The following is a 22,192-nucleotide window of genomic DNA, read 5'->3' as shown; positions in this document are numbered from 1 at the left end:
GTTTATTTATTTTGTAGAAAATATAAACTAAATGGCAAAAATAAAGTCAGAAATTATTCTCAAAAGTAAGCTGGTTTAGACTGATTTTTGGATATCATATATTAACAGATTTTTAATATTATTTTCACGGAGACTACCTTTTTAGTAGTCTTCCTGATTTTTGTCAGGTTATTTTTCATGTTGTTTTAAGAAAAAGTAGTTTTTTTTTTACTTTTTTTGGCTAAAAATCGGAGTGTGCTTATTTTATTTTTTTCTTTTATGTGAATTTTATTGTTAATTTTTTTCATTAAATGTTTTAAATTAATGTACTTTAATTTTTATTTTGATTTTCTTTAAAATCCCACTAATGCATAAAATGCTTTGGTATTTGATAAAATTTAAAATAGAATTGAATTTTTTATTTATCATTTTTTAGAGTTATTTGCGAATGATCCTTATCTGGTGGGCGGTTTTCAGGTTTTAATAAATTGATGGTGTTAATATTTATTAACATATTTGTCCCCTTGAATATATTAAAATCTGTTAATATGAATGTGAAGTTACATGTATTAAGTGCTGGAGCTTTGTTTTTTTTAGGACAAGCTGCCTATGCGCAAAAATCTAAGAATGATTCTATTCTGAAGGAGAATAAGATCGATGAGGTAATCGTTACTGGATATCAGAAGAAAAAAGCAGATGAAATTACCCAGGCTCAGGCCGTTGTAAGTGGTGATGCTATCAGAAGAAACTCTCCTACAACATCTATCGGAAACTCTCTACAAGGTAGAGCTTCAGGGGTATATGTACAAAGTGCTACCGGACAGCCGGGTTCTACTGCTACCATTATGGTAAGAGGGGTTGCCGGTGTTGGTGGATCTTCCGAGCCTACTTATGTAGTAAACGGAATGTATATGACTGCTAGACAATTCAGTGCAATCAACCCAGCGGATGTAGAATCAATTTCCGTACTTAAAGATGCTGCCGCTACAGCTCAGTATGGTGCGAGAGGGGCAAACGGGGTAGTTGTAGTAACTACGAAAGCCGGAAAAGTTGGAAAAACTAACTATTCATTTGAAAGTAAGTTCGGTTTCAGTGAAAAACTGAAGGACAAAAACTTCACAATGATGAATTCCAGGGAGTTAATGAACTACCAGAATGAGTTAGGTTATTTAGGTGTAACGCCAAGATCTCAAGATGAAATTAATGCACTTGCTGTTTATGATCACAACTGGCAAAAAGACCTGTTGAGACCTTCAAGTATTCAGTCTTATTTGTTCAGTGCACAGGGAGGATCCAGAGAAAGTACATTCTACTATTCATTGGGCTATGATGCTGATAACGGTATCCTTAGAGATGTGGACGGACTTAAGAGATATACAGGTAACTTTGGATTTACAAATAAATTAAGCGAAAAGTTAAATGTTGGAGTTAACATTGGTATTCAATATCAGGTTACAGAAAACTTCAGAGACAGAAATAATACACAGAACCCATTTGCGGCAATGTATAAGTATGCTCCATATGAGCCTATTTACAACCCAGATGGAAGCTACAACCAAAAAATGAGAGCGGGTTCAAACACTGTAGAGCAGATTCGTAATAACAGATCTGAAGATCAAAGGTTAAGAATCCCGGTAACTTTATTCGGAGAATATAAGATCACGAACGGATTGAAATTTAAAACTAATTTCAACGGGCTTTACGATTGGTACATGAATACCACTTGGATGAAAAAGGGATCTAACCTGGATTTAACTACCAACAAGATTCCTACAGGTTCATTAGCAAAAAACTCATTATATGGATTTAACTATACATGGAACAACTCATTAAATTATAAGAAATCATTCGGAAAACATAATTTCGATTTCTTAGGATTTATCGAATATAATGACAACTTCACTGAATCATTGAATGCAAGTGCTTATGGATTAAAATCTACTACACTTAGTGTTCCATCTATCACAACTCCTTCTGACAGAAATACATTTACCGGAACTAAAATCAGAAATACTCTTTTCAGTTTAGCAGGTATGGTAAACTATGATTATGAAGGTAAATATTTAGCAACAGGATCATTAAGAAGAGATGCTTCTTCAAGATTTGGAGCTAATAACAAGAGCGGGATCTTCTGGTCAGCAAGTGCTGCTTGGAACATTGCGAAAGAAGACTTCATGAAAGGTGGTTTCATCAACGACTTAAAACTTAGAGGTTCTTACGGTACAACCGGAAATGACGGTTCATTATCTGATTATTACAACGTAGCCAATGTTGGTTTCGATTTATACGGAAATAATGCAGCTTTATTCCCTGGAACCTATAACTCTTCTGAAAAAGTTTACATTATTGGTAATACGAATCTGAAATGGGAATCTAATGCGGTAGCCAATGCGGGGGTTGATTTTGCAATGTGGAAAAGAAGAATTCGTGGATCTGTAGAAGTTTACCAAAACAAGAGAAAAGATTTCGTACAATTAGTACCATTAGATAAGCAGGAAGGATCATATTATCAGTATATCAATGCGGGAGATATGACTCAAAGAGGTCTTGAAGCTGAATTAAGCTTAGATGTGATCAGAAAGAAAGATTTCCAATGGACTGTACGTGCTAATATCTCTTTCCAAAAATCAACTCTTGATAAGCTAGCAGACGGGCAGACTGAAAGAAACCTTGGATATACTTATCTTAAAGTGGGCGAAACTCCATATGTATTCTATAATGTTAGATTTGCAGGAGTAAACGCTCAAAATGGAAACGCTCAATATTACGATAAAGAAGGAAAAATTACTGAAACATACAGTGCTTCTAATGCCGTTCCAATTACAGATAAATCTCCTTTCCCAAAAAGCTTTGGAGGTTTCGGAACTACCCTTCAATATAAAGGATTTGATTTTAGTGCAGACTTCACATTCAAATTAGGAGGATATACATATAACAACATGTATTTACTTGCTAATGATCCAACTCAAGCGAAAGCAGGAAGAAACATGGCGCAATCAGCAGCTAATATGTGGAGAAAACCAGGTGATACAGATGTATTACAAAGAGTAGACTCTAATGGTTTGCGTGATTCTGATCAGTGGATTGAAAAATCAGACTACTTAAGATTAAGATCCCTTACATTAGGATATACATTTGATAAAAAAATTCTTGGAGAAGATTCACCAATTAATAAACTAAGAATGTTTGTACAGGGGCAGAACTTATTTACAGTAACTGGTTTCCACGGAGAACCTGAAATTTCTGTAGGATCTGGCGAATCTACATCATTATTTGTTCCAGGATCATTTAACCTTTATACTTATCCTGCTGTAAGAACGATCATGGTAGGAATGCAATTAGAATTTTAATATTGAATAGCTTTATGAAAAAGAATATAATAAAAATAAGTTTAGCTGCGTTGACTGTTTTTGTATCGTTAACGTCTTGTGAAAGAAATTTGGATCAGATTTCATCAGTGAATGAAGCAGAGGAGCAGGCAATGACTAGACCTGAATCTTTCAGACAGGCTTTAGATGGAGCTTATACGGCATTTAAAAGCGGAGGTTATTATACTAGTGATACAGGTAGTCAGCTTATTATGGGTGACCTTACTACAGATAACCTTATTATTTCAGATGGAGGAAGAAACTCTAACGCTGCAGCTTCAAACTTTGAATTCTCTTCAGATAATTCACAGACGACAGGGTTGTTTAGTGCTGCATATGCGGTAGTAAGCAGAGCTAACTTTGTTCTTTCTTATTTAAATAATGGAGTATTAGCTGGTATTCAAAAAGATAATATAGAGGCTGAAGCTAGAGCAATCAGAGCAGCAGCTCATTTCGATATCTTAAGAGCTTACTCTGTAATCCCTACACAAAAATCATCAGCAAAGAACCAATACGGTATTTATTATTCTGAATCTTTTAATCCTTTGAATAATAATTCATCTAGAAGTTTATCAGTAGCTGAGTCGTATACAAAAGTAGTTAATGACTTATTATTTGCTGCTGATAAAATTACTCAGAATGACGCTGATAAAGGAAGATTCAGTAAAGCTGCTGTATACGGATTATTATCAAGAGTATATCTTTACATGGGAGACTATGCTAATACTGTAAAATATGGTCAGTTAGCATTAGGACTTTCACCAAGTGTTACAACGTTGGATAACTTCAACAGAATCTGGAAAGAAAACGAAGGATTGGCTAAAATTGCCGACGGAGTTTTATTCCAGATCTCAAATGCAGCACCTGAGCGTAATACAGTAGGGGTTGCCTATAACCAGTTAATTGACGGTCAATACAGATCAGAATTTGTTGCAGATTATGCTTTCTTCAACTCTTTTGCTGCTAATGACGTAAGAAAAACTACTTATTTTACTACAGCTTTGTACAACAAAAAAATGTACAACCATATTACAAAATATGCAGGTAACGGTGGACCAGTGAACATTGTTCCAGTTAAATATCTGAGAACTGCTGAAGTATTACTGAACGTAGCAGAAGCATCTTACAGATCAGGCGACGCAGGGACAGCTCTTACTTTACTAAACCAGTTGAGAAAAGAAAGATATACTTCATTTACTCCTGGAACAGAAGCTGGATCGGCTCTTTTAGATGCTATCCTGAAAGAAAGAAGATTAGAGCTTGCCTTTGAAAATGACAGATGGTATACCCTAAAAAGATTAGGTCTTTCCGTTCAAAGATCTGGTAAAGGAGATATTGCTGATGGTAGTGGGTCAAAAGCACTTACCCAAACGCTTTCATCTACTAGCGATTTATGGCAATGGCCAATTCCTGTCAATGCAATTCAGGCTAACCCGAACATTAAGCAGAATGACGGTTATTAAGAATTAATATTTTTAATATACATAAGAAGAGCTCCATGAAAATGGAGCTCTTTTTTTATTTGAATTTGATAATCAGAATTAAATGAAGTAAAAAGGATGGTATAAACCCATGTCTTCAATCTATTCAATTTTATTCTCGTACAATCATCCTATTTTGATAACTCTTCGGTGTTATTCCTTCCAACTGCTTAAAAACCCGGGTAAAATAATTGGTATCCGAAAATCCTGTTTGGTAGGCTGTTTCTTTAATGCTGTTTTGAGTAGCCAGTAATTCTTTGGCCTTACTGATTCTTTCCTGTAGAATAAAATCATTCGGAGAAGTACCTAGTTCATCTTTGAACATTTTGAAAAAATTCGATTTACTCACATAAGCAAGTTTCGCAATACTCTCAATAGACAGTTTCTGGTGTAGATTTCTTTTAATATAATCCACTACAAATCCAATCCTCGATTTATTCTTTACAATATTTCTTTCCACCATACTTCTGGCCTGTGTTTGCATAAGCCGGATCAGAAGTTCTTTCAATGCGAAATCGGCCATGATATCCTTTTGGGAATTATCATCCATAGCGATTCTCATAATATTGTTGGTGGCAGATGCCAATGCCTGATTGTTAAAGAGAAAATATTCATCCAGCTGAATATTCCATTGTGAGGATTCATCTATCTTGGGGAGATGATAGTTTAAATAATTAAGAGAATCCTCTATAAAATCATGATTCAAACTTAAAGAGATGCATTGTGTAGGAGTGTTGTCAGCATCAGGAAAATCAATAACCATGGTTTCACCGGGAGCTACTAAAATGCTTTCACCAGGGAAATAGTCAAAATAATTGGTCTTATTATCCAGCTTCATATGTTTTTTACCTCTCAGCATTGCTGTAAAGGCAATATTTTCAAAATGAAGTTTCACTCCAAAAGCCGTTTTATGCGTTTCGTAGATACTGAACTCACAATTATTTAGATTGAATTTTGTCTGGTTTTCAACAAGACTCAATAGTTGGTTTTCCTTACGTAATTCAGGAGTATTTAATAAAATCTTACTATTGTTATTCATTTCTAAATTTTTTGATAAGGGCAGTGACTCAAATATAATAAATTTGAATCAACGTTGCTGTTAAGAAAATAATAAAATTAAGTTCTGTACTATTTTGCACTTTTTTTATACGATTGTGCTATGGGTTGTTCACACATCCGTGTAATTTGGCAGTATTGAAAAATTAAAATAAATACTGATATGAGTACTCTTACAGAAACAAAATCAACGACTCTTCTACAGCGTCCCGAGTTCAAAAGCAGATACGATAATTATATTGACGGGAAATTCACACCTCCCGTTAAAGGGCAATATTTTGACGTGGTTTCACCTGTTGACGGTAAGAATTTTACCCAGGTAGCCCATTCCTCTAAAGAAGATTTGGAGCTGGCTGTAGATGCAGCTGACAAAGCATTTCAGACTTGGAAGCATACATCAGCAACAGAAAGAAGTATTATTCTTAATAAAATTGCAGACAGGATAGAGCAAAATTTAGAATACCTTGCCACAGTAGAAACCATAGATAACGGTAAAGCAGTAAGAGAAACTCTAGCTGCTGATCTTCCTCTGGCTATTGATCATTTCAGGTATTTCGCATCTGTTATCCGTTCAGAAGAAGGGTCTCACAATGAATTAGACAAAGATACCGTATCTCTGATCGTTCATGAGCCTCTGGGGGTTATTGCTCAGATTATTCCATGGAACTTCCCGATTCTTATGGCAACCTGGAAGCTGGCCCCGGCATTAGCTGCTGGAAATTGCGTGGTTTTAAAGCCTGCAGAAAGTACTCCTGTTTCTATTATGATCCTCATGGAACTGATAGGAGATCTCTTACCCGCTGGAGTTGTCAATATTGTGAACGGCTTCGGTGCAGAGCTTGGAAGAGCACTGGTAACGAATCCTAAAGTTTCCAAAGCAGCTTTCACCGGATCTACAGCTACAGGACGTTTGGTAATGCAGTATGCAACAGAAAATATTATTCCTGTAACGCTGGAGTTGGGCGGAAAATCACCTAATGTTTTCTTTAACTCTGTGATGGATGCTGATGATGAATTCTTAGATAAAGCCATTGAAGGTGCTGTTCTTTTTGCTCTTAATCAGGGAGAAATCTGTACATGTCCGTCAAGACTGTTGGTTCAGGAAGGGATAGCAGATGCCTTCATCGAAAGAGTGATTGAGAGGGTAAAAGCCATCAAAGTAGGTAACCCATTGGATAAAACTGTAATGATGGGAGCCCAGGCCTCAAAAATTCAAAAAGAAAAGATCCTTTCCTATATCCAGCTGGGGGTAGATGAAGGCGCTGAAGTATTGGTAGGAGGAGAGGTAAATCACCTTGGAGAAGACTTGGAAGACGGATATTATATTCAGCCAACAATCTTCAAAGGAAATAATAAAATGAGAATTTTCCAGGAAGAGATCTTCGGTCCTGTATTGGCGTTTACTACTTTTAAGGATGAAGAAGATGCGGTAAAAATTGCCAATGATACTATCTACGGATTAGGAGCAGGAGTGTGGACGAGAGATGCACACCAGCTATACAATATTCCACGTCAAATTGAGGCAGGAAGAGTTTGGGTAAATCAATACCACTCATATCCGGCAGGAGCTCCTTTTGGAGGATATAAGCAATCCGGAATTGGAAGGGAGAATCATAAAATGATGCTAGATCATTATCGTCAGACTAAAAATATGCTGATCTCCTATAACAAAAATAAGTTAGGTTTCTTTTAATATTATGTAGGACGTGCCCGATTGCCTTGGCTTTTCCCAAGGCAAACGGTCGGGCTATGCAGGGCTTCACTGCGTTTTGGTGCTTCATTACATTGCGCACCGGCTCGTTCCTCGCCGCCCTTACTATCCCTCACGCAAAAAGAATACTATTAATATACATACTACACTAAAAAGTAAATTTTAAAAATGAGAATTGGATAATTACTCAAATAACTATGATAAAAACTCATCCAAAAAATAAAATATGATCCCAAAAACGATGAAGGCTGCGGTAGTTCAAGGCTATGGCCAGCCCCTGAAGATTGAAGAAGTTCCTGTTAGAACCCCTGGAAGATATGAAGTACTGGTAAAGGTTATAGCCTGCGGTGTTTGCCATACAGATTTACATGCAGTAGACGGAGACTGGCCGGCTAAGCCCAAAATGCCGCTTATTCCCGGGCATGAAGGAGTAGGAATTGTAGTAGCTTGCGGGCCTGAAGCTTTTGTAAAAGAAGGCGATGCAGTAGGAGTGCCATGGCTTTACAGTGCTTGCGGTTGCTGTGATTACTGTATTACAGGATGGGAAACACTTTGTGAAGCTCAGAAAAATGGAGGGTATAGCGTAGACGGAGGATTTGCGGAATATGTGATTGCAGATTCAAGATATGTAGGACACTTAAAGTCAGATGTAAACTTTCTGGAGATTGCTCCCATTTTATGTGCAGGAGTAACAGTTTATAAGGGACTAAAAGAGACTGAAACCAAACCTGGGGAATGGGTTGCCATCTCAGGAATTGGCGGATTGGGACATGTAGCAGTCCAATATGCAAAAGCGATGGGAATGCATGTAGCTGCTATTGATGTCGCAGATGATAAACTTGAATTGGCAAAAAAACTAGGCGCAGATCTGGTTGTTAATGCAAAAAATACAGATCCTGGCGAGTATTTACATAAGGAAGTAGGAGGAATGCATGGGGCATTGATTACTGCTGTTTCACCAATTGCTTTTAAACAAGGGATAGATGTTTTAAGAAGAAAGGGGACTATTGCTCTCAATGGATTGCCGCCCGGATCTTTTGAACTTCCGATTTTTGAAACTGTATTAAAGAGAATTACCGTAAGAGGATCCATTGTAGGAACCAGAAAAGATTTACAGGAAGCATTGGACTTTGCTAATGAAGGACTAGTAAAAGCTACAGTAACCTCAGCAAAACTAGAAGATATTAATGATGTCTTTGATAAAATGAAAAAAGGCCAGATCGATGGCAGAATCGTATTAGATATTGCAGGCTCAAATTAAATAATGAAGTGATTGATCCCGGTTAAAAGTTTATTTTCCGGGATCTTTTATAAATGCCTTTAAAACAATAAAATGGAAACAAAAATAACAAGACTTTCTGCAACAGAAAATGCTCTTGAAGTCATTCGTGAACTTGAAGAAAAATATGGTGCTCTCATGTTTTACCAGGCAGGAGGCTGCTGTGAAGGAACTCAACCACAATGTTTCGAAAAAGGAGGCTTTTTCCCAAGAATGAATGATGCCATGATTGGAACAATTAATGGACACGAATTCTGGATAGACCGTGATCTTTTTGAATATTGGAAATATTCCCATTTTACCCTTGATGTGACAGACGGTTTCGGACCCGGAGGTTTCTCATTAGAAACTCCGCTCGGAAAGACATTCAAAGTACAATACAGGCTTTTTACTCCTGAAGAATATAAAAACCTTGAGGCGGTAAAGAGAAGCGAATAAATTTTAAAATTTGATATTATTCATCAATCTTTGACAAACCGGTTGACGAACATGGCGGCGACAATATCTCCTACAGAATTCAAAACAGTCGCTAAAGGATCTACCAGGGTTCCGATAATCATCACCGCCGGAATAGCTTCCTGAGGTAATTTATAAACCGAAATCATTAACATTTCCCCAATATATCCACCATTAGGAATTCCACCAGCTACAATACTTACAAAAACAGTGATGCCCAAAGCTAAAAGTAAGTTGGCAGGGTCAAAGAAATCTTTTCCAATAATTAAAAAAGCTACATAGATTTTAATAATTGATGACATGGAAGACCCGTTTTTATGTAACGTTGTCCCAATTGGGATTACCAGATTAGCAATGGAATTAGGAATTCCAATCTTAGATGCGGCCTGTAAATTGGCAGGCATAGTGGCAAAACTGCTGCAGGTACTTATTGCAGTAAGAGTTGGGTAAATAGCATTAGTCCAAAAACTTTTCACTCCTTTCTGTCCGCTCGCCATAAACGCATAAATGGAAAAGAAAACAAGAAAATAAATAATTCCCGCCACATAATATAACCCTAAAGGTTTAGCATAAAATCCAAAAAGCTGTGGTCCTAATGTAGCAACCTGGTAGGCGAAATAAGCTCCCAACCCAATAGGGGCCAGTTTCATCACCAATAAAAGAAGTTCCTTCATCACTTCATATCCTGATGCTATAAAAACTCTGAAAGGTTTTCCTGCTTCTCCCGTTTTTCTGGCTGCAAAACCTGTCATGAAAGCAAAAATAAGGAGTGCCAGCATATTTTGTCTTGAAAACAAGGCAGTGAATTCTCCCACGGTAAAGAAACTTACAATTCTATTTCCCCAATTGTCCTCATTTGCCGCTTCTGTAATCATTTCAGAACTTCCTGAGACCCCGGAAACCGGAAACAGATAGACTGCACATATCGTAAATACAGCAGCAGTAAGAATAAAGAACAGAAAGGTAAGCGCCATAATAAGAATAATCTTCCCGAATTTAGATTGCTGCTCCAGAGATGCTATAGAATTAGATACAGCAAAGAAGACCAAAGGTACAACACTTACAAAGAGAAGATTCAGGAAAATGTCTCCCAACGGTTTAATGTATTCCACAAAACCCGGAGCAACGATTCCTATAATGCTTCCGATTGTGATTCCCAGAAGTAAAAATATAATTCCGGAGTAGTTTTTCAGTACCTCTTTCATGTAGCGGTTTTTATCAAAGATAGGTTTATTTTTAACACTTTGTTATGCAATTTTCAGACCTAAATTTCATAAATTTGAGTAAACATCGTTTCTATGGCTTATATAGATTACTATAAAACTTTGGGCGTAGATAAAAGCGCAACACAGGATGATATTAAAAAGGCTTACCGGAAATTGGCCAGAAAGCTACATCCGGACCTTAATCCTGATGATAAAGAATCAGAAAGAAAATTCAAAGAGCTCAATGAAGCTAATGAAGTTCTCAGCAATCCGGATAACCGTGCAAAGTATGATAAGTACGGAGAAAACTGGAAACATGGTGAAGAGTATGAAAAAGCTCAGCAGCAGCAAAGACAGTATCAGCATCAGCAGAACTACGGTGGTGGTTATTCCGGGGCAGACTTTGGTGAAGGTGAAGACTTTTCAGACTTCTTCCAAAATATGTTTGGCGGTTCTTCAGGAGGCTTTGGTAAAAGTTCAAGAGGAAGAGCTTCAGGAAAGTTCAAAGGACAGGATGTACAGGCAGAATTAACCCTAAATTTAAGAGATGCTGCCGTAACTCATCCTCAAACTTTTGAAATCAATGGCAAAAAAGTAAGAATTACGATTCCTGCCGGAGTCTTTGATGGGCAGAAAATTAAATTAAAAGGTCATGGAAATCCGGGAGTGAATGGTGGTCCCAACGGTGATCTTTATATCACATTCAATATTCCTGTAGATCCTGATTTTGAAAGAGTAGGTGATGATCTTAAAACAAAAGTTACTATTGATTTGTATACCGCAGTTTTAGGAGGAGACGTAAAAGTAAATACACTGGATGGAAGTGTTAATCTTAAAGTAAAACCGGAAACCCAAAGCGGAATGACTGTAAGACTGAAAGGTAAAGGTTTTCCTGTCTATAAGAAAGACGGGGAACATGGCGATCTTTTTGTAACCTACGAAGTGAAAATGCCTGTTAACCTTACCGATAAGCAGAGAGAGCTTTTTGAACAACTTAAAAATTCCTAGGCTATGAGTGAAAGAATATCACGGGAAGAACTCGTAAGAATATACAATATAGAAATCACCTTTTTTGATGAACTTGTAGATTATGGTCTGCTGAACATACACATTGAAAATGAAGTTCATTACCTCATGTATGAAGACCTGCCGGATCTGGAAAAATTTGCCAACTGGCATTATGACCTTGAAATTAATCTTCCAGGCCTGGAAGTTATTCATAATATGTTGAAAAAACTGGATGCTTTAAAACGGAGAAACAGAGAGCTGATGAACAAACTTTCGGCTATCAGTGACCAATATGAAGATATTTAGCTTAGTTTTGTAGCTTTTTAAAGCAACAATATTATGAGTGAGGAAAAAGTGATTACTTTAAAACCTGAGAGAGCGATTTTTGAAGATATTTATTTTAGCGGAAATCAAGGGAGTCTGCTTTTTTCTCCTACCACAAAAAGTAAAACAATAACAACCATTGCTGCTGCTGTTATTTTACTGATTGCATTTCTTCTGAAAGATAATTTCAACAAGGAAAGCCAAGGTATCTTGTACTTTTTTAGTTTTATCTTGTTGCTTTGTGTTGTTTACTTATCTGTAAGTGTTAATAAGGTCTCAAGATGGAAAAAGCAGGTTAATCACTACCTGAATATTTTGGAAAAGTGTAAGGCTTACGAAATCAGAATTGAACAGAATTTTTTCACAGTCAATATTGATGGTGAAAAAGAAACGAGTGAATGGAAGGATTTTACGTTTTTTGACAGCAGCCATGATTTCATTTCCCTTGAAGGAAAATACAACTATATGTTTCCCAGAAAATCAATGAGTGAAAGAGACTATTCTTTACTCAAGACCATTTTAAAAGATAGAATACAATCATAAAAAAATCAGAGCAACGCTCTGATTTTTATTTTATAATATAGTCTTATGGCTTATTCCAGCCAGCCCATTTCCTTCATCCACTCATCATTGTAGATCTTACCTACATATCGTGAACCGTGGTCGTGAAGTAAAACTACGATAACATCATCTTTAGTGAACTGATCTTTCATCTGTATTAATGAAGCGATAGCACTTCCTGCAGAATATCCGCAGAAAATTCCTTCTTCTTTAGCCAGTTTTCTTGCATAGATCGCTCCGTCCTTATCCGTTACTTTTTCAAAGTGATCAATAACAGACATATCATAGTTTTCAGGGATGATATCTTCTCCAATTCCTTCCGTGATGTACGTATACGCGTGGTCGTAGTGTAATTCTCCGGTTTCGTGGAACTCCTTAAGGATAGAACCATAAGTGTCAACTCCGATTATCTTAATATCCTTATTTTTTTCCTTGAAGAATGTTCCACATCCTGTAATAGTTCCTCCAGTTCCTGCTCCTGCTACAAAGTGAGTCAGTTTTCCTTCCGTCTGTTCCCAGATCTCAGGTGCTGTAGACTCATAGTGAGCAGTTCTGTTGGATAGATTGTCATATTGGTTTACATACCAACCGTTTTCTGTTTCTTTAGCCAGTCTTTTCGATACCGAATAATAAGAGCGCGGATCTGTAGGCTTCACATCCGTAGGGCAAACAATTACTTCAGCACCTACAGCACGAAGAATATCACACTTTTCTTTAGATTGTTTGGAATTGGTTACAAAGATACATTTGTACCCCTTGATGATGGCAGCTAATGCCAATCCCATTCCTGTATTTCCGGAAGTTCCCTCAATAATGGTTCCTCCAGGTTTTAATCTGCCGTCTTTCTCGGCATCTTCGATCATTTTAAGAGCCATTCTGTCCTTTACAGAGTTCCCAGGGTTGAATGTCTCAACTTTTGCTAAAACTAATGCTGGAAAATCTTCACCCAGTACATTGTTAAGTTTTACCAATGGTGTGTTTCCTATAGTTTCAAGGATATTTTTTGCGTATTTCATAAATGTTTTATATGCGGTGCAAAGATAATGCTTTTAAAATTATCTGTATGGAGATCATGAGTGATTAAAACTCAAAACAGATGAGTAAAAGCTTAATTTTAAACCTAATAATAAGGTTAATTATACTTAATGGCTTTCACCGGAGAAATCTTACTGATCAGATAACTCGGAATAATTAAGGCAAGAGCAGATATCACCAAAATCCCTAATGAAATAGAAATGATAGCAATAGGGTTAAGATCTACCGGTACTGTGCTTACGTAGTAATTTTCCGGATTAAGTTTAATCACTCCAAAGAATTTCTGAATAAGAATCAATCCCAACCCAATAGCATTCCCATATAAAAGCCCAGGGATCATAATGATAAGGGTATAATTGATAAAAGTAGCCCTGATTTGAGCATTGCTTGCACCTAAAGTCTTAAGTAAACCAATGGAGTTGGTTCTTTCAATAATAAGGATCAGAAGGACCATAATAATATTGATAACCACTACAACCAGCATGATGATGATGATGAGCGCAATATTGGTATCAAAGATGCTTATCCAGTCAGTGATTTGTGGAAATTTTTCTGTTGCCTTTTCAGCATAGTTTTTATAACCGATCAGTTTTTCAATGTCTGGAAAATCTTTATCAATATCATTGACATTTTTCAGGAAAATATCAATTCCGCCAATTTCATCAGGTTTCATATCCTGAATTTTTCTCGCATGATTAATTCCACCAATAACAAACTGTTCATCGATGAGCTTAATGTCTGTTCTGTAGATTCCGATAATTTTAAACTTTCGGTAAAGAGGTTTTTGATCGGCTTTTAAGAAGACAGTAACGATACTGTCATTAACTTTAAGGTGAAGATCATTGGCTATTTTTTGTGAAATAGCAACATCATTGTTGAACCCTACTTCTGTCACCTTGGGAGTAGTTCCGGCAATAAGGAATTTTTTAAACCTTAAACTGTCGAAATCCTTTCCAATTCCTTTAAATATAATTCCTGCAAAATTATGTTCATTACGCATAATTCCGGTAACCGTTACATATTTTTGGATCGTTTCCACATCCGGAAGCTCTTTGATCTTGGCAATATTCAGTCCCTGATTATCCAAAACCGAAGTATTATAGGAAGAGTTGGATCGGGTAGATCTTACTGTGATATGTCCGCTGAAATCTGCCAGTCTCTCTTTAATAGCTTTTTTAGAACCAAATCCGGTGGCTACAGTAATTAGAGAAACAATAATTCCCAGTGCTACGGAAAGCCTGCCAATGAAGATGATAACCCTTGAAAGGTTATTTTTGTTATCTTTGGAAAACGCTATTTTTCTAGAGAAATATAAAGGAAACTTCAAGCTTATGAATTTAGATTTCAAAATTAAAAATTTACTTCTGATTTGCCTAATTTTTTTAGGAGTATTCAACCAATATTATTCTCAAACTCAAGTTCAGCCAGATTTTAAAACCGGGGCAGATCAACCTGAGCTTTATCTACCTCTATTGAAGGATAAAACCATTGGAGTAGTGACGAATCAGACAGGCTTAATGAATGACAGAACTCATTTGGTAGATTTTTTAGTCAAGAATGGAATAAAGATCAAAGCTATTTTTGCGCCTGAGCATGGTTTCAGAGGAGATGCTGATGCAGGAGCAAAAATAAAAAATGGAGTAGACGTGAAGACCGGAATTCCTATTGTTTCCCTGTATGCCAGTAATAAAAAACCGAAGCCTGAACAATTGGCAGGAATTGATCTTGTGGTTTTTGATATTCAGGATGTAGGAGTGAGATTCTATACTTATATTTCTACTTTAGCTTATCTAATGGAAGCGGGTGCTGAAAACAATGTTGAAGTAATGGTCCTGGACCGTCCCAATCCACATGATGGATATACTGACGGACCTGTTTTGAGAAAAAAATGGGCTAGTTTTGTGGGAATGCATGAAGTTCCGGTTGTCTATGGATTAACCATTGGTGAGTATGGAAAAATGGTGAATGGAGAAAAGTGGCTGAAAAATGGAGTTCAGGCCAAATATACCTTAATCCCAATGAAGAATTATCACAAAAAACAACGTTATCCGATGCTGGATAAGCCATCACCGAATTTGCCTAATGATAAAGCAATTAATTTATACCCAAGTTTGTGTTTTTTTGAAGGGACCCAGGTTTCTGTTGGAAGAGGAACGGATCAGCCTTTCCAGATCTATGGTTCACCATGGACTGAAAATCTTCCATACAAATTTACTCCAAAGCCAAGCTACGGAGCAAAAGATCCATTTCTGAACGGGAAATTATGTTATGGTGAAGATTTGTCCAATTATCCTAAAGATTTAAGAGAATTGAATCTTGAATGGATAATCAAGGCTTATCAAAACTATAAAAATCCTCAGCTGGATTTCTTTTTGAAAAATCTTTGGTTTGATACTCTTTCCGGGACTGATGAATTCAGAAAGCAGATTATTGCCGGAAAATCAATTCCGGAAATTAAAGCTTCGTGGAAAAAAGATCTGGAAGATTTTGAAAAGATTAGAATCCGATATGTGGTGTACGAAGATTAATTAGAATAGGCTGGAGATTATGGAAGTCATTGAGTGATAATATGACTAAAAATAATTTCCAGCCTCAAGGTTTCTGTTTCCAACCTTTCATTAATCAAAATTTTGGGGCGGATTTTTATCATTTTTGCCCTTATTTAATATAAAGAGTCCGATTGTTAAACCTACAACTCCTGCAAAAGCAGTTAATAAGGCTCTTTGTAATTTGTCTGGAAGATCATTTCCAAGATAGTTCATTAAAAAAAGGATCATAAAAGTGATCACAGAAATGATAATATGATTTTTTCCGAATGGCTTCATTGTATTATTTAAATTTGTAAGAGATCATAACTCCACCTCTGTAGGGTATAATTTCACCACTTTTGTTAAGTCCTTCTACCCCAATATCATAACGTTTTCCTGTAGTTCTGTCATACCCTTTATAAAAACTTTGTGCAGTTCCAATAGTGGCATAAAGATCAAGATTCCATCTTTCAGATAACTGAAATTGATAACCTCCCGTCACTCCTAACATAATAGAAAAACCTCTTTGATACAGATTAGAAATAATGAAAGTTTCTCCGTTGTCTGCTACAGAGACGCTATTGTCATTCCAGTAATTCCATTTCTGTGCATTATAAGCAGCAACAGAGACATTAGCTCCAATATACCAGTGTTTGAAAGCTTCTTTGAAATAATATCTTCCTTCAGCAGAAACAGAGTAAAATTGCAATTCATGTCCTGAAAAAGACTTCCATGGTGAGATAAAGACATCTCCCTGAAGAGTATATTTGGGACTAATCTGCTTTTCTACACCGAGATTGAGAATACCTATTGGTAAAAAAAGAGCATTACCTTTTACATACAAACTTTTCTCTTCGCTTTGTTCCTGCTCCTGAGCTTTTAGTGAACCTATGCTCAGAAACGCCAAAGCTCCCATTAATACTCTGTATTTCATCAATGTGTTTATTTTATTTTATTTAATAATTCCTCTGCTAATTTGGAATCTCTTTTAGCTTGAACGGCTATATTTCTAGACATTTCAGCATAGTTTTTGGCCATTTCTTTATTTCCTGTTAAGAAATAAAGTTTAGCCAGGATATAAGTGTTTTCTGAGTTCTCTCCCATCATTACCGATTTTTCAGCCCATTCGGTTGCTTTCTTTAATGAAGATGGTGTTTGGATGTTATCAACAAATACCCATGCTGCTCTTAAAAGTTCATCAGGATTAAATGCATCCGAAGCTTTGTAATAATCCAATGCTGCTTTTTCATATTCCGGGAAATTGGCATTTTGCTCGTAATAGGCAAGCTTGGTCTGGTTGAGCTTCGTCATTGCTGTTTGTTTTCCTACCAATGGTTCAGCTATTTTCATAAAGTATTCATCATTGATTTTTTTGTTTTTATCATCAATGGACTGCTCTACGATTTTTGATAGTTTTAACTGAGCATCAAATTCGTTATATGTTTCTTCGGGAAGATATTTGATGATTTCTGCTTTTCTGGAAGCAAAAGCTTTATAGTTGCTATCTTCTGTAGATTTCAGGAAAAATAGCATAAATCCTATTTCATCTTTTGAAAGAGGTTCAGTTGCTTTTTTGTTTTCAAAGTATCTTTCAGAAGCCTTTTTTGCAAACCCGTAATCTGTATCAGAATTAAGTTTCATAATATTGATTAGAAACTCTGGATCTTTTTCTCCGTTAGCAAATCTCTCTTTCAGAGATCCTTTTTTATTTCCTTGTGAATTAATATCTTGTGCCATTGCCACAAACATACTTTCTTCCATATAGCCTGTATTTCTGGAAACAAGCTCGCCTTCACCATTTAGAAAAAGATAAGTAGGGTAGGATCGTACACCAAATTTAGATGCAAGATCTCTTCCTTCTCCTTTTTCCATATCAAATCTTGCATTGATGAAATTGGTATTGAAATATTCACTCACTGATTTCTGAGGAAAAACATTTTTTTCCATCATTTTGCATGGGCCACACCAGGAAGCATATGCATCAATAAAAACCAATTTCTTTTCTTTTTTGGCTTTTGCGATAATTTCCTTAAATGGTAGTTCCTGGAACTGTATAGTCTCTTGAGCAGAGATGACAATAGAGCAAAAAATAGATATCCCGGAGATGATCTTCTTCATTTTCAAATAAGATTTGGAGCGAAGATAAATAATTTTCAAAATATAAAGGTGGGAATCGGGAAGTTGAATGATGATATTAACTAATTTTAAGACTTATACCCTTAGATCTCGATTATGTAAGCAATTTAAAAAGTAGGATAGAGTAACTCAGGTTTCTTTTCTTTCATAACAAAATCATAATGAATAATTACTCCTTTTTCTTAGACTCTTTATGTTCCTTCCCCCAAACTTCCAATTGGCTTAAGACAGGAAGTAATTTTTTACCTATTTCGGATAATTCATATTCTACTCTGAGAGGAACCTCAGCATACACTGTTTTCACCACCAGATTTTCCTGTTCCATTTTTTTGAGCTGAAGGGTAAGCATTCTTTCAGAAATATTGGGAATTCTGTTTTTCAGTTCAAAAAATCTTAGCTTTTCTTGTTTGAGATGATAGCAGATAGAAAGGATCCATCGACCACTGATAAGATTCACTGCATAAATTTCAGAACAGCTGGATTCTAACGTTTTTTTATTCTCGTTATTGGTGGATGTCTCTTTAATACTCATACTAACATTTTTGTTCGCTCCATACAATCTATTGTATGGTTGTACCGTACAGAATTGATGATTTAAATTTACAAATAAAACAGAAAATATAGGTTGTATGTCCTATTTTCAAGGACTTTTATAATAGATTTTTTATATGATAATGTTATGGATTTGAATAGAATTAATAAAGAATTGAAAGCGAGTATTGACCATATTTCCTATTCATTGGAAATCGATGAGAATATATTTTTGAATGCTCCGGAAGTGATCCAAAAAGAAAGAATAGAATTTGTAAAGACACATCCTGTTCAACGGCCGGATCATATCAAGGTGAAAGATATTTTCATCTCAAGTTTGGTGGATGGTAGAGAAGTACGGCTTCATATTTATCAACCTGAGCAGTATGACAGGAATAGAACATTGATTTATTTTCACGGTGGTGGTTATGTTTTTGGTTTGCCAGAACAGGTAGATAGTCAAATGTTTGAGATTGTGGATGAATTACAGGCAACAATTATATCTGTAGATTACAGGTTGTCTCCTCAGCATCGGTTTCCCATTCCTATTTTAGACGGTTTTGATGCCTTGAAATGGGTGATTGGAGAAGGAGAAAGACAGTTGGGAATAAATGTTGAGCAGATTACCATAATGGGGGCAAGCGCTGGTGGGCATTTAGGTGCAGCGGTCACTCAGATGGCTGCCGATCAGAATATTAATAATATAAAACATCAGTTTTTATTGTATCCGGTCATTCATAATAAGCTGAATACTCCTTCTATGCAAGAATTTACAGATTCACCGTTATGGAGTAGAAGATATGCTGAAATAGCATGGCAGCATTTTCTGGACAAAGAAAATAGAGGAAAAAGCATAATGTATTCAGATCTTACCCTCTATCGTAACTTTTCTGTGTTGCCTCAAACTACAATTGTAGCTTGTGAACTAGATCCTTTGAGAGATGAAGGTATTGAGTTTTCGCAACTTTTATATCAGGCAGGTGTTGCCACTGAATTATGGGTAGTTCCCGGAGCAGTACATGTATTTGATCTCTTTGATTGTTCTTTGACTGATGAATACAAAAAGTTTATGATGAGCCGACTTTTCAAATAAAAAAATATGAAACTACGAGATAAAAAACCAGCTTTAATTCTTATTGATATTCAAAAAGGATTTCTTGATGAAAGCTATTGGGGTGGAAACAGAAATAATAAAGAAGCAGAAAAAATAAGTGGAAACATATTGCAAAGATGGCGGGAATTGAATTTACCCGTATTTCATATCCGGCACAGCTCAACCCATCCTCAATCTAAATTGCATGAATCTGATCCGGGATTTGCATTTAATGATCATGTCTTGCCCCAAAATGATGAGTGTATTATCACTAAAAATGTAAACAGTGCTTTTATAGGAACTGATTTGAAAGAAAAATTAGATTTTCAGAGAATAAATACTGTAGTTATTTTAGGAATTACAACCAATCATTGTGTTTCTACCACAACAAGAATGGCTGGGAATTTCGGATATGAAACTTATGTTATTTCAGATGCTACAGCAGCTTTGACAGAGTAGGAATATATGGAGAAGAATACAACGCAGAACTGGTTCATCTCATGGCACTTGCCAATTTACATGAAGAATTTGCAACCGTACTGAATGCCGAAGAATTATTAAAAAAGCTGTAGAAAAAAAACTTGAATCTATTTGAACTGCTATATGTATGGCAGTTTTTGTTTTTTAGAAAGGAAACCATTTTATCTTAATTATTTTTTGCCAGAATTGTTTGTATTTAACATATTTTTAATATAATTTTATTTCACTCGATGGTCCTGGAATCTTTGTTATATCTTTGCAAACGAATAAATTATCTACAAAATAGGTCGTGGAATTAGAGCCTTTTACTTCCAAGTATTACCAGATTCTTTTTGTAGGAATAAAGAATGCAGAAGAAATTGAGTATTAGTTTTAAACACGCCTTATCCCAAAAATCTATTTACGTTGCCGCTTTATCCACCTGCCTGATTGCAGTAGTGGCTTTTGCCATTTTAAGCCTTTTAATCGCTGAAGATAACCGTAAAAATAATGAGGATTTTGCAAAAAAAACGTTTTTCAGGAAATATGAATCAGTAGAAAGTGAATTCAGGAATATTGAAGACTATCAATATTTGCTTCGTGAGTTGATTCAGAAAGATGGATTGAAAAACTACAGAGATTATTCTTTGGTCTTAAATGATTTAAATAAAAAAAGAAATCTGCTGACTTACAGTTGGTATTATTATGACCATAGTAAAACGGGAAAATATGAAAGTAATAATCCTTTATCTGGTCTTTTCAAAGATAGGGATAAGACGGAAAGCTCTATTGCTATAAAAAATAATAGTCCCGGTCATTTTAAAGATCTTCTGATAAGCCGTAAAGATAGTATGTACTGGGTAAGTTATGATTCTCTTGTATTACCGGAAAAAAATATTCTCTATTATGGTTCTACCGTAAGTTTAGATGATCTACATCAGTATTTTACCAATGTAGATAAAAGTTCAAATACTTATGCATATGTTTTTACCAAGGAAGGAATTTGTATTACCCATCCTGAAAAGAAGTACATCGGAAAAAACGTTTTCGATTTTACAGATATTAAAGTAAAAGATACTTTATGTGGTAAGGCAAAATCGGAATATACAGAAGGTGTTGCCACTTCAGAGTATTTGGGAATGGAAGTTACGCGATTTATAAAACCTTTGAAAACGGATAACTTTGATGGGTATGCCGTGGTGAATCATGTCAATTTTATCATTGATGAAAATACAAATAAGGTGAAAGCTTATACCATTTATATATTTCTGGCTGCTTTATTTCTGATTGTTACGGTTTTTATTTTATTCCAACGATCTACAAATATGGCTTACAAGGAAAAAGAAAAGATACAATCTGAAAAGAACCTGCTGCTTATTGATAATGAAAAGATGCATAAAGCAGAAGTTATTAATCAGCTTCAACAACTTAAGAATAATATCAATCCGCATTTTCTGTTCAATTCACTGAATTCTCTTTATATGCTGATTGGAATTAATAAAGATAATGCCCAGAAGTTTACCATGAATCTTTCTAAAATCTATAGGTACCTGATTGTTCCCCCAAAGGAAAATATTGTACCCGTTGCCAAAGAGGTAGATTTTATTCAGAAATATATGGAACTTCTTAAAAGCAGATTTGATGAAGAACTGAATTTTCAACTGATTATAAAGGATCCTGAAAGTTTAAAGAAACGGATCCCGTATTTGTCGCTTCAGATTGTAACGGAAAATGCTATAAAACATAATGTTGCGACCATAGATCAACCCTTGGAAATCACAATAGAAGTGGATGAAAAAGGTGTTACTGTAAGGAATACTTATCAGCCCAAAACGGAAACGGTTCAGGGAGAGAAATTCGGAATTGATTATTTGAATCAGGTTTATGAATATTTTAAACAAAATTCGCTTCATATTTCCGTAGATGGTGAAAACTTTATATGTTTTTTGCCATTAATGAATTAAAATGAAAAAATCCACTCA

Annotated in this window: 19 protein-coding genes and 1 pseudogene; 12 read left to right on the top strand and 8 right to left on the bottom strand. The window is 35.7% G+C overall.

Annotation, left to right across the window (positions count from 1 at the left end):
- Positions 1–527 precede the first annotated feature (527 nt).
- Positions 528–3,329, top strand: a complete 2,802-nt coding sequence (locus EL260_RS19650; RefSeq protein ID WP_123857213.1) for a SusC/RagA family TonB-linked outer membrane protein — start codon at positions 528–530, stop codon at positions 3,327–3,329.
- Between the two features lie 14 nt (positions 3,330–3,343).
- Positions 3,344–4,810, top strand: coding sequence for a RagB/SusD family nutrient uptake outer membrane protein (locus EL260_RS19645; protein ID WP_123857212.1), 1,467 nt, complete (start codon positions 3,344–3,346; stop codon positions 4,808–4,810).
- 130 nt (positions 4,811–4,940) lie between these two features.
- Here the strand turns inward: EL260_RS19645 and EL260_RS19640 are convergent, their stop codons facing one another.
- Positions 4,941–5,867, bottom strand: a complete 927-nt coding sequence (locus tag EL260_RS19640) for an AraC family transcriptional regulator (RefSeq protein ID WP_123857211.1) — start codon at positions 5,865–5,867, stop codon at positions 4,941–4,943.
- A gap of 180 nt (positions 5,868–6,047) precedes the next feature.
- On the opposite strand from EL260_RS19640, the gene EL260_RS19635 reads away from it, so the two are divergent.
- From EL260_RS19635 to EL260_RS19625, 3 genes are all read left to right on the top strand, one after another.
- A complete protein-coding gene (locus EL260_RS19635; RefSeq protein ID WP_123857210.1) occupies positions 6,048–7,577 on the top strand; it encodes an aldehyde dehydrogenase family protein in 1,530 nt (509 codons plus the stop codon).
- A gap of 244 nt (positions 7,578–7,821) precedes the next feature.
- Complete coding sequence (gene adhP / locus EL260_RS19630; RefSeq protein WP_123857209.1) at positions 7,822–8,856, top strand: alcohol dehydrogenase AdhP; 1,035 nt, start codon at positions 7,822–7,824, stop codon at positions 8,854–8,856.
- A 72-nt stretch (positions 8,857–8,928) separates the two neighbouring features.
- Entirely contained in the window at positions 8,929–9,312 is a 384-nt protein-coding gene (locus tag EL260_RS19625) for a DUF779 domain-containing protein (protein WP_123857208.1), read from the top strand.
- A 23-nt stretch (positions 9,313–9,335) separates the two neighbouring features.
- On the opposite strand, the gene EL260_RS19620 is transcribed toward EL260_RS19625, so the two are convergent.
- Complete coding sequence (locus tag EL260_RS19620; protein WP_123857207.1) at positions 9,336–10,535, bottom strand: dicarboxylate/amino acid:cation symporter; 1,200 nt, start codon at positions 10,533–10,535, stop codon at positions 9,336–9,338.
- Positions 10,536–10,628: 93 nt separating this feature from the next.
- Here EL260_RS19620 and EL260_RS19615 point away from each other — a divergent pair, with 93 nt between their 5' ends.
- The 3 genes from EL260_RS19615 to EL260_RS19605 are packed head-to-tail and all read left to right on the top strand — an operon-like array spanning position 10,629 to position 12,410.
- Positions 10,629–11,543 (top strand): DnaJ C-terminal domain-containing protein, encoded by a 915-nt coding sequence (locus tag EL260_RS19615; RefSeq protein ID WP_123857206.1) that lies wholly within the window; start codon positions 10,629–10,631, stop codon positions 11,541–11,543.
- A 3-nt stretch (positions 11,544–11,546) separates the two neighbouring features.
- The gene (locus tag EL260_RS19610) at positions 11,547–11,849 is read left to right on the top strand and encodes a chaperone modulator CbpM (protein ID WP_123857205.1); all 303 of its coding nucleotides are present in this window, start codon (positions 11,547–11,549) and stop codon (positions 11,847–11,849) included.
- Positions 11,850–11,882: 33 nt separating this feature from the next.
- Positions 11,883–12,410 carry a hypothetical protein gene (locus EL260_RS19605; RefSeq protein WP_123857204.1) on the top strand — a complete coding sequence of 176 codons (528 nt, stop codon included), beginning with the start codon at positions 11,883–11,885 and terminating at the stop codon, positions 12,408–12,410.
- Positions 12,411–12,460: 50 nt separating this feature from the next.
- Here the strand turns inward: EL260_RS19605 and EL260_RS19600 are convergent, their stop codons facing one another.
- Positions 12,461–13,444 carry a PLP-dependent cysteine synthase family protein gene (locus EL260_RS19600; RefSeq protein ID WP_123857203.1) on the bottom strand — a complete coding sequence of 328 codons (984 nt, stop codon included), beginning with the start codon at positions 13,442–13,444 and terminating at the stop codon, positions 12,461–12,463.
- A gap of 116 nt (positions 13,445–13,560) precedes the next feature.
- Complete coding sequence (locus EL260_RS19595; protein WP_123857202.1) at positions 13,561–14,790, bottom strand: ABC transporter permease; 1,230 nt, start codon at positions 14,788–14,790, stop codon at positions 13,561–13,563.
- 4 nt (positions 14,791–14,794) lie between these two features.
- Between EL260_RS19595 and EL260_RS19590 the strand changes: the two genes are divergently transcribed.
- Positions 14,795–15,991: an exo-beta-N-acetylmuramidase NamZ family protein gene (locus EL260_RS19590; protein WP_123857201.1), complete on the top strand. Its 1,197-nt coding sequence runs from the start codon at positions 14,795–14,797 to the stop codon at positions 15,989–15,991.
- Positions 15,992–16,081: 90 nt separating this feature from the next.
- On the opposite strand, the gene EL260_RS19585 is transcribed toward EL260_RS19590, so the two are convergent.
- The 4 genes from EL260_RS19585 to EL260_RS19570 all read right to left on the bottom strand — a co-directional run bounded on the left by EL260_RS19585 (position 16,082) and on the right by EL260_RS19570 (position 18,659).
- Positions 16,082–16,288, bottom strand: a complete 207-nt coding sequence (locus tag EL260_RS19585; protein ID WP_123857200.1) for a hypothetical protein — start codon at positions 16,286–16,288, stop codon at positions 16,082–16,084.
- A gap of 4 nt (positions 16,289–16,292) precedes the next feature.
- Positions 16,293–16,925 carry a DUF3575 domain-containing protein gene (locus EL260_RS19580; protein WP_123857199.1) on the bottom strand — a complete coding sequence of 211 codons (633 nt, stop codon included), beginning with the start codon at positions 16,923–16,925 and terminating at the stop codon, positions 16,293–16,295.
- Positions 16,926–16,933: 8 nt separating this feature from the next.
- Positions 16,934–18,109 (bottom strand): thioredoxin family protein, encoded by a 1,176-nt coding sequence (locus tag EL260_RS19575; protein WP_123857198.1) that lies wholly within the window; start codon positions 18,107–18,109, stop codon positions 16,934–16,936.
- A gap of 187 nt (positions 18,110–18,296) precedes the next feature.
- On the bottom strand, positions 18,297–18,659 hold the full coding sequence (locus EL260_RS19570) for a winged helix-turn-helix transcriptional regulator (protein ID WP_123857197.1): 363 nt from the start codon (positions 18,657–18,659) through the stop codon (positions 18,297–18,299).
- Between the two features lie 147 nt (positions 18,660–18,806).
- Between EL260_RS19570 and EL260_RS19565 the strand changes: the two genes are divergently transcribed.
- The 3 genes and pseudogenes from EL260_RS19565 (at position 18,807) to EL260_RS19555 (ending at position 22,174) form a co-directional block, all read left to right on the top strand.
- On the top strand, positions 18,807–19,751 hold the full coding sequence (locus EL260_RS19565) for an alpha/beta hydrolase (RefSeq protein WP_123857196.1): 945 nt from the start codon (positions 18,807–18,809) through the stop codon (positions 19,749–19,751).
- A 6-nt stretch (positions 19,752–19,757) separates the two neighbouring features.
- Positions 19,758–20,323, top strand: a pseudogene (locus EL260_RS19560) (cysteine hydrolase family protein).
- Between the two features lie 255 nt (positions 20,324–20,578).
- Entirely contained in the window at positions 20,579–22,174 is a 1,596-nt protein-coding gene (locus tag EL260_RS19555; RefSeq protein ID WP_228445542.1) for a histidine kinase, read from the top strand.
- The last annotated feature ends 18 nt before the right edge of the window (positions 22,175–22,192 follow it).

It is taken from the genome of Chryseobacterium nakagawai, assembly GCF_900637665.1.
GTDB classification, from domain to species: Bacteria; Bacteroidota; Bacteroidia; order Flavobacteriales; family Weeksellaceae; genus Chryseobacterium; species Chryseobacterium nakagawai.
This window is presented reverse-complemented; position numbering and strand designations above follow the sequence as displayed.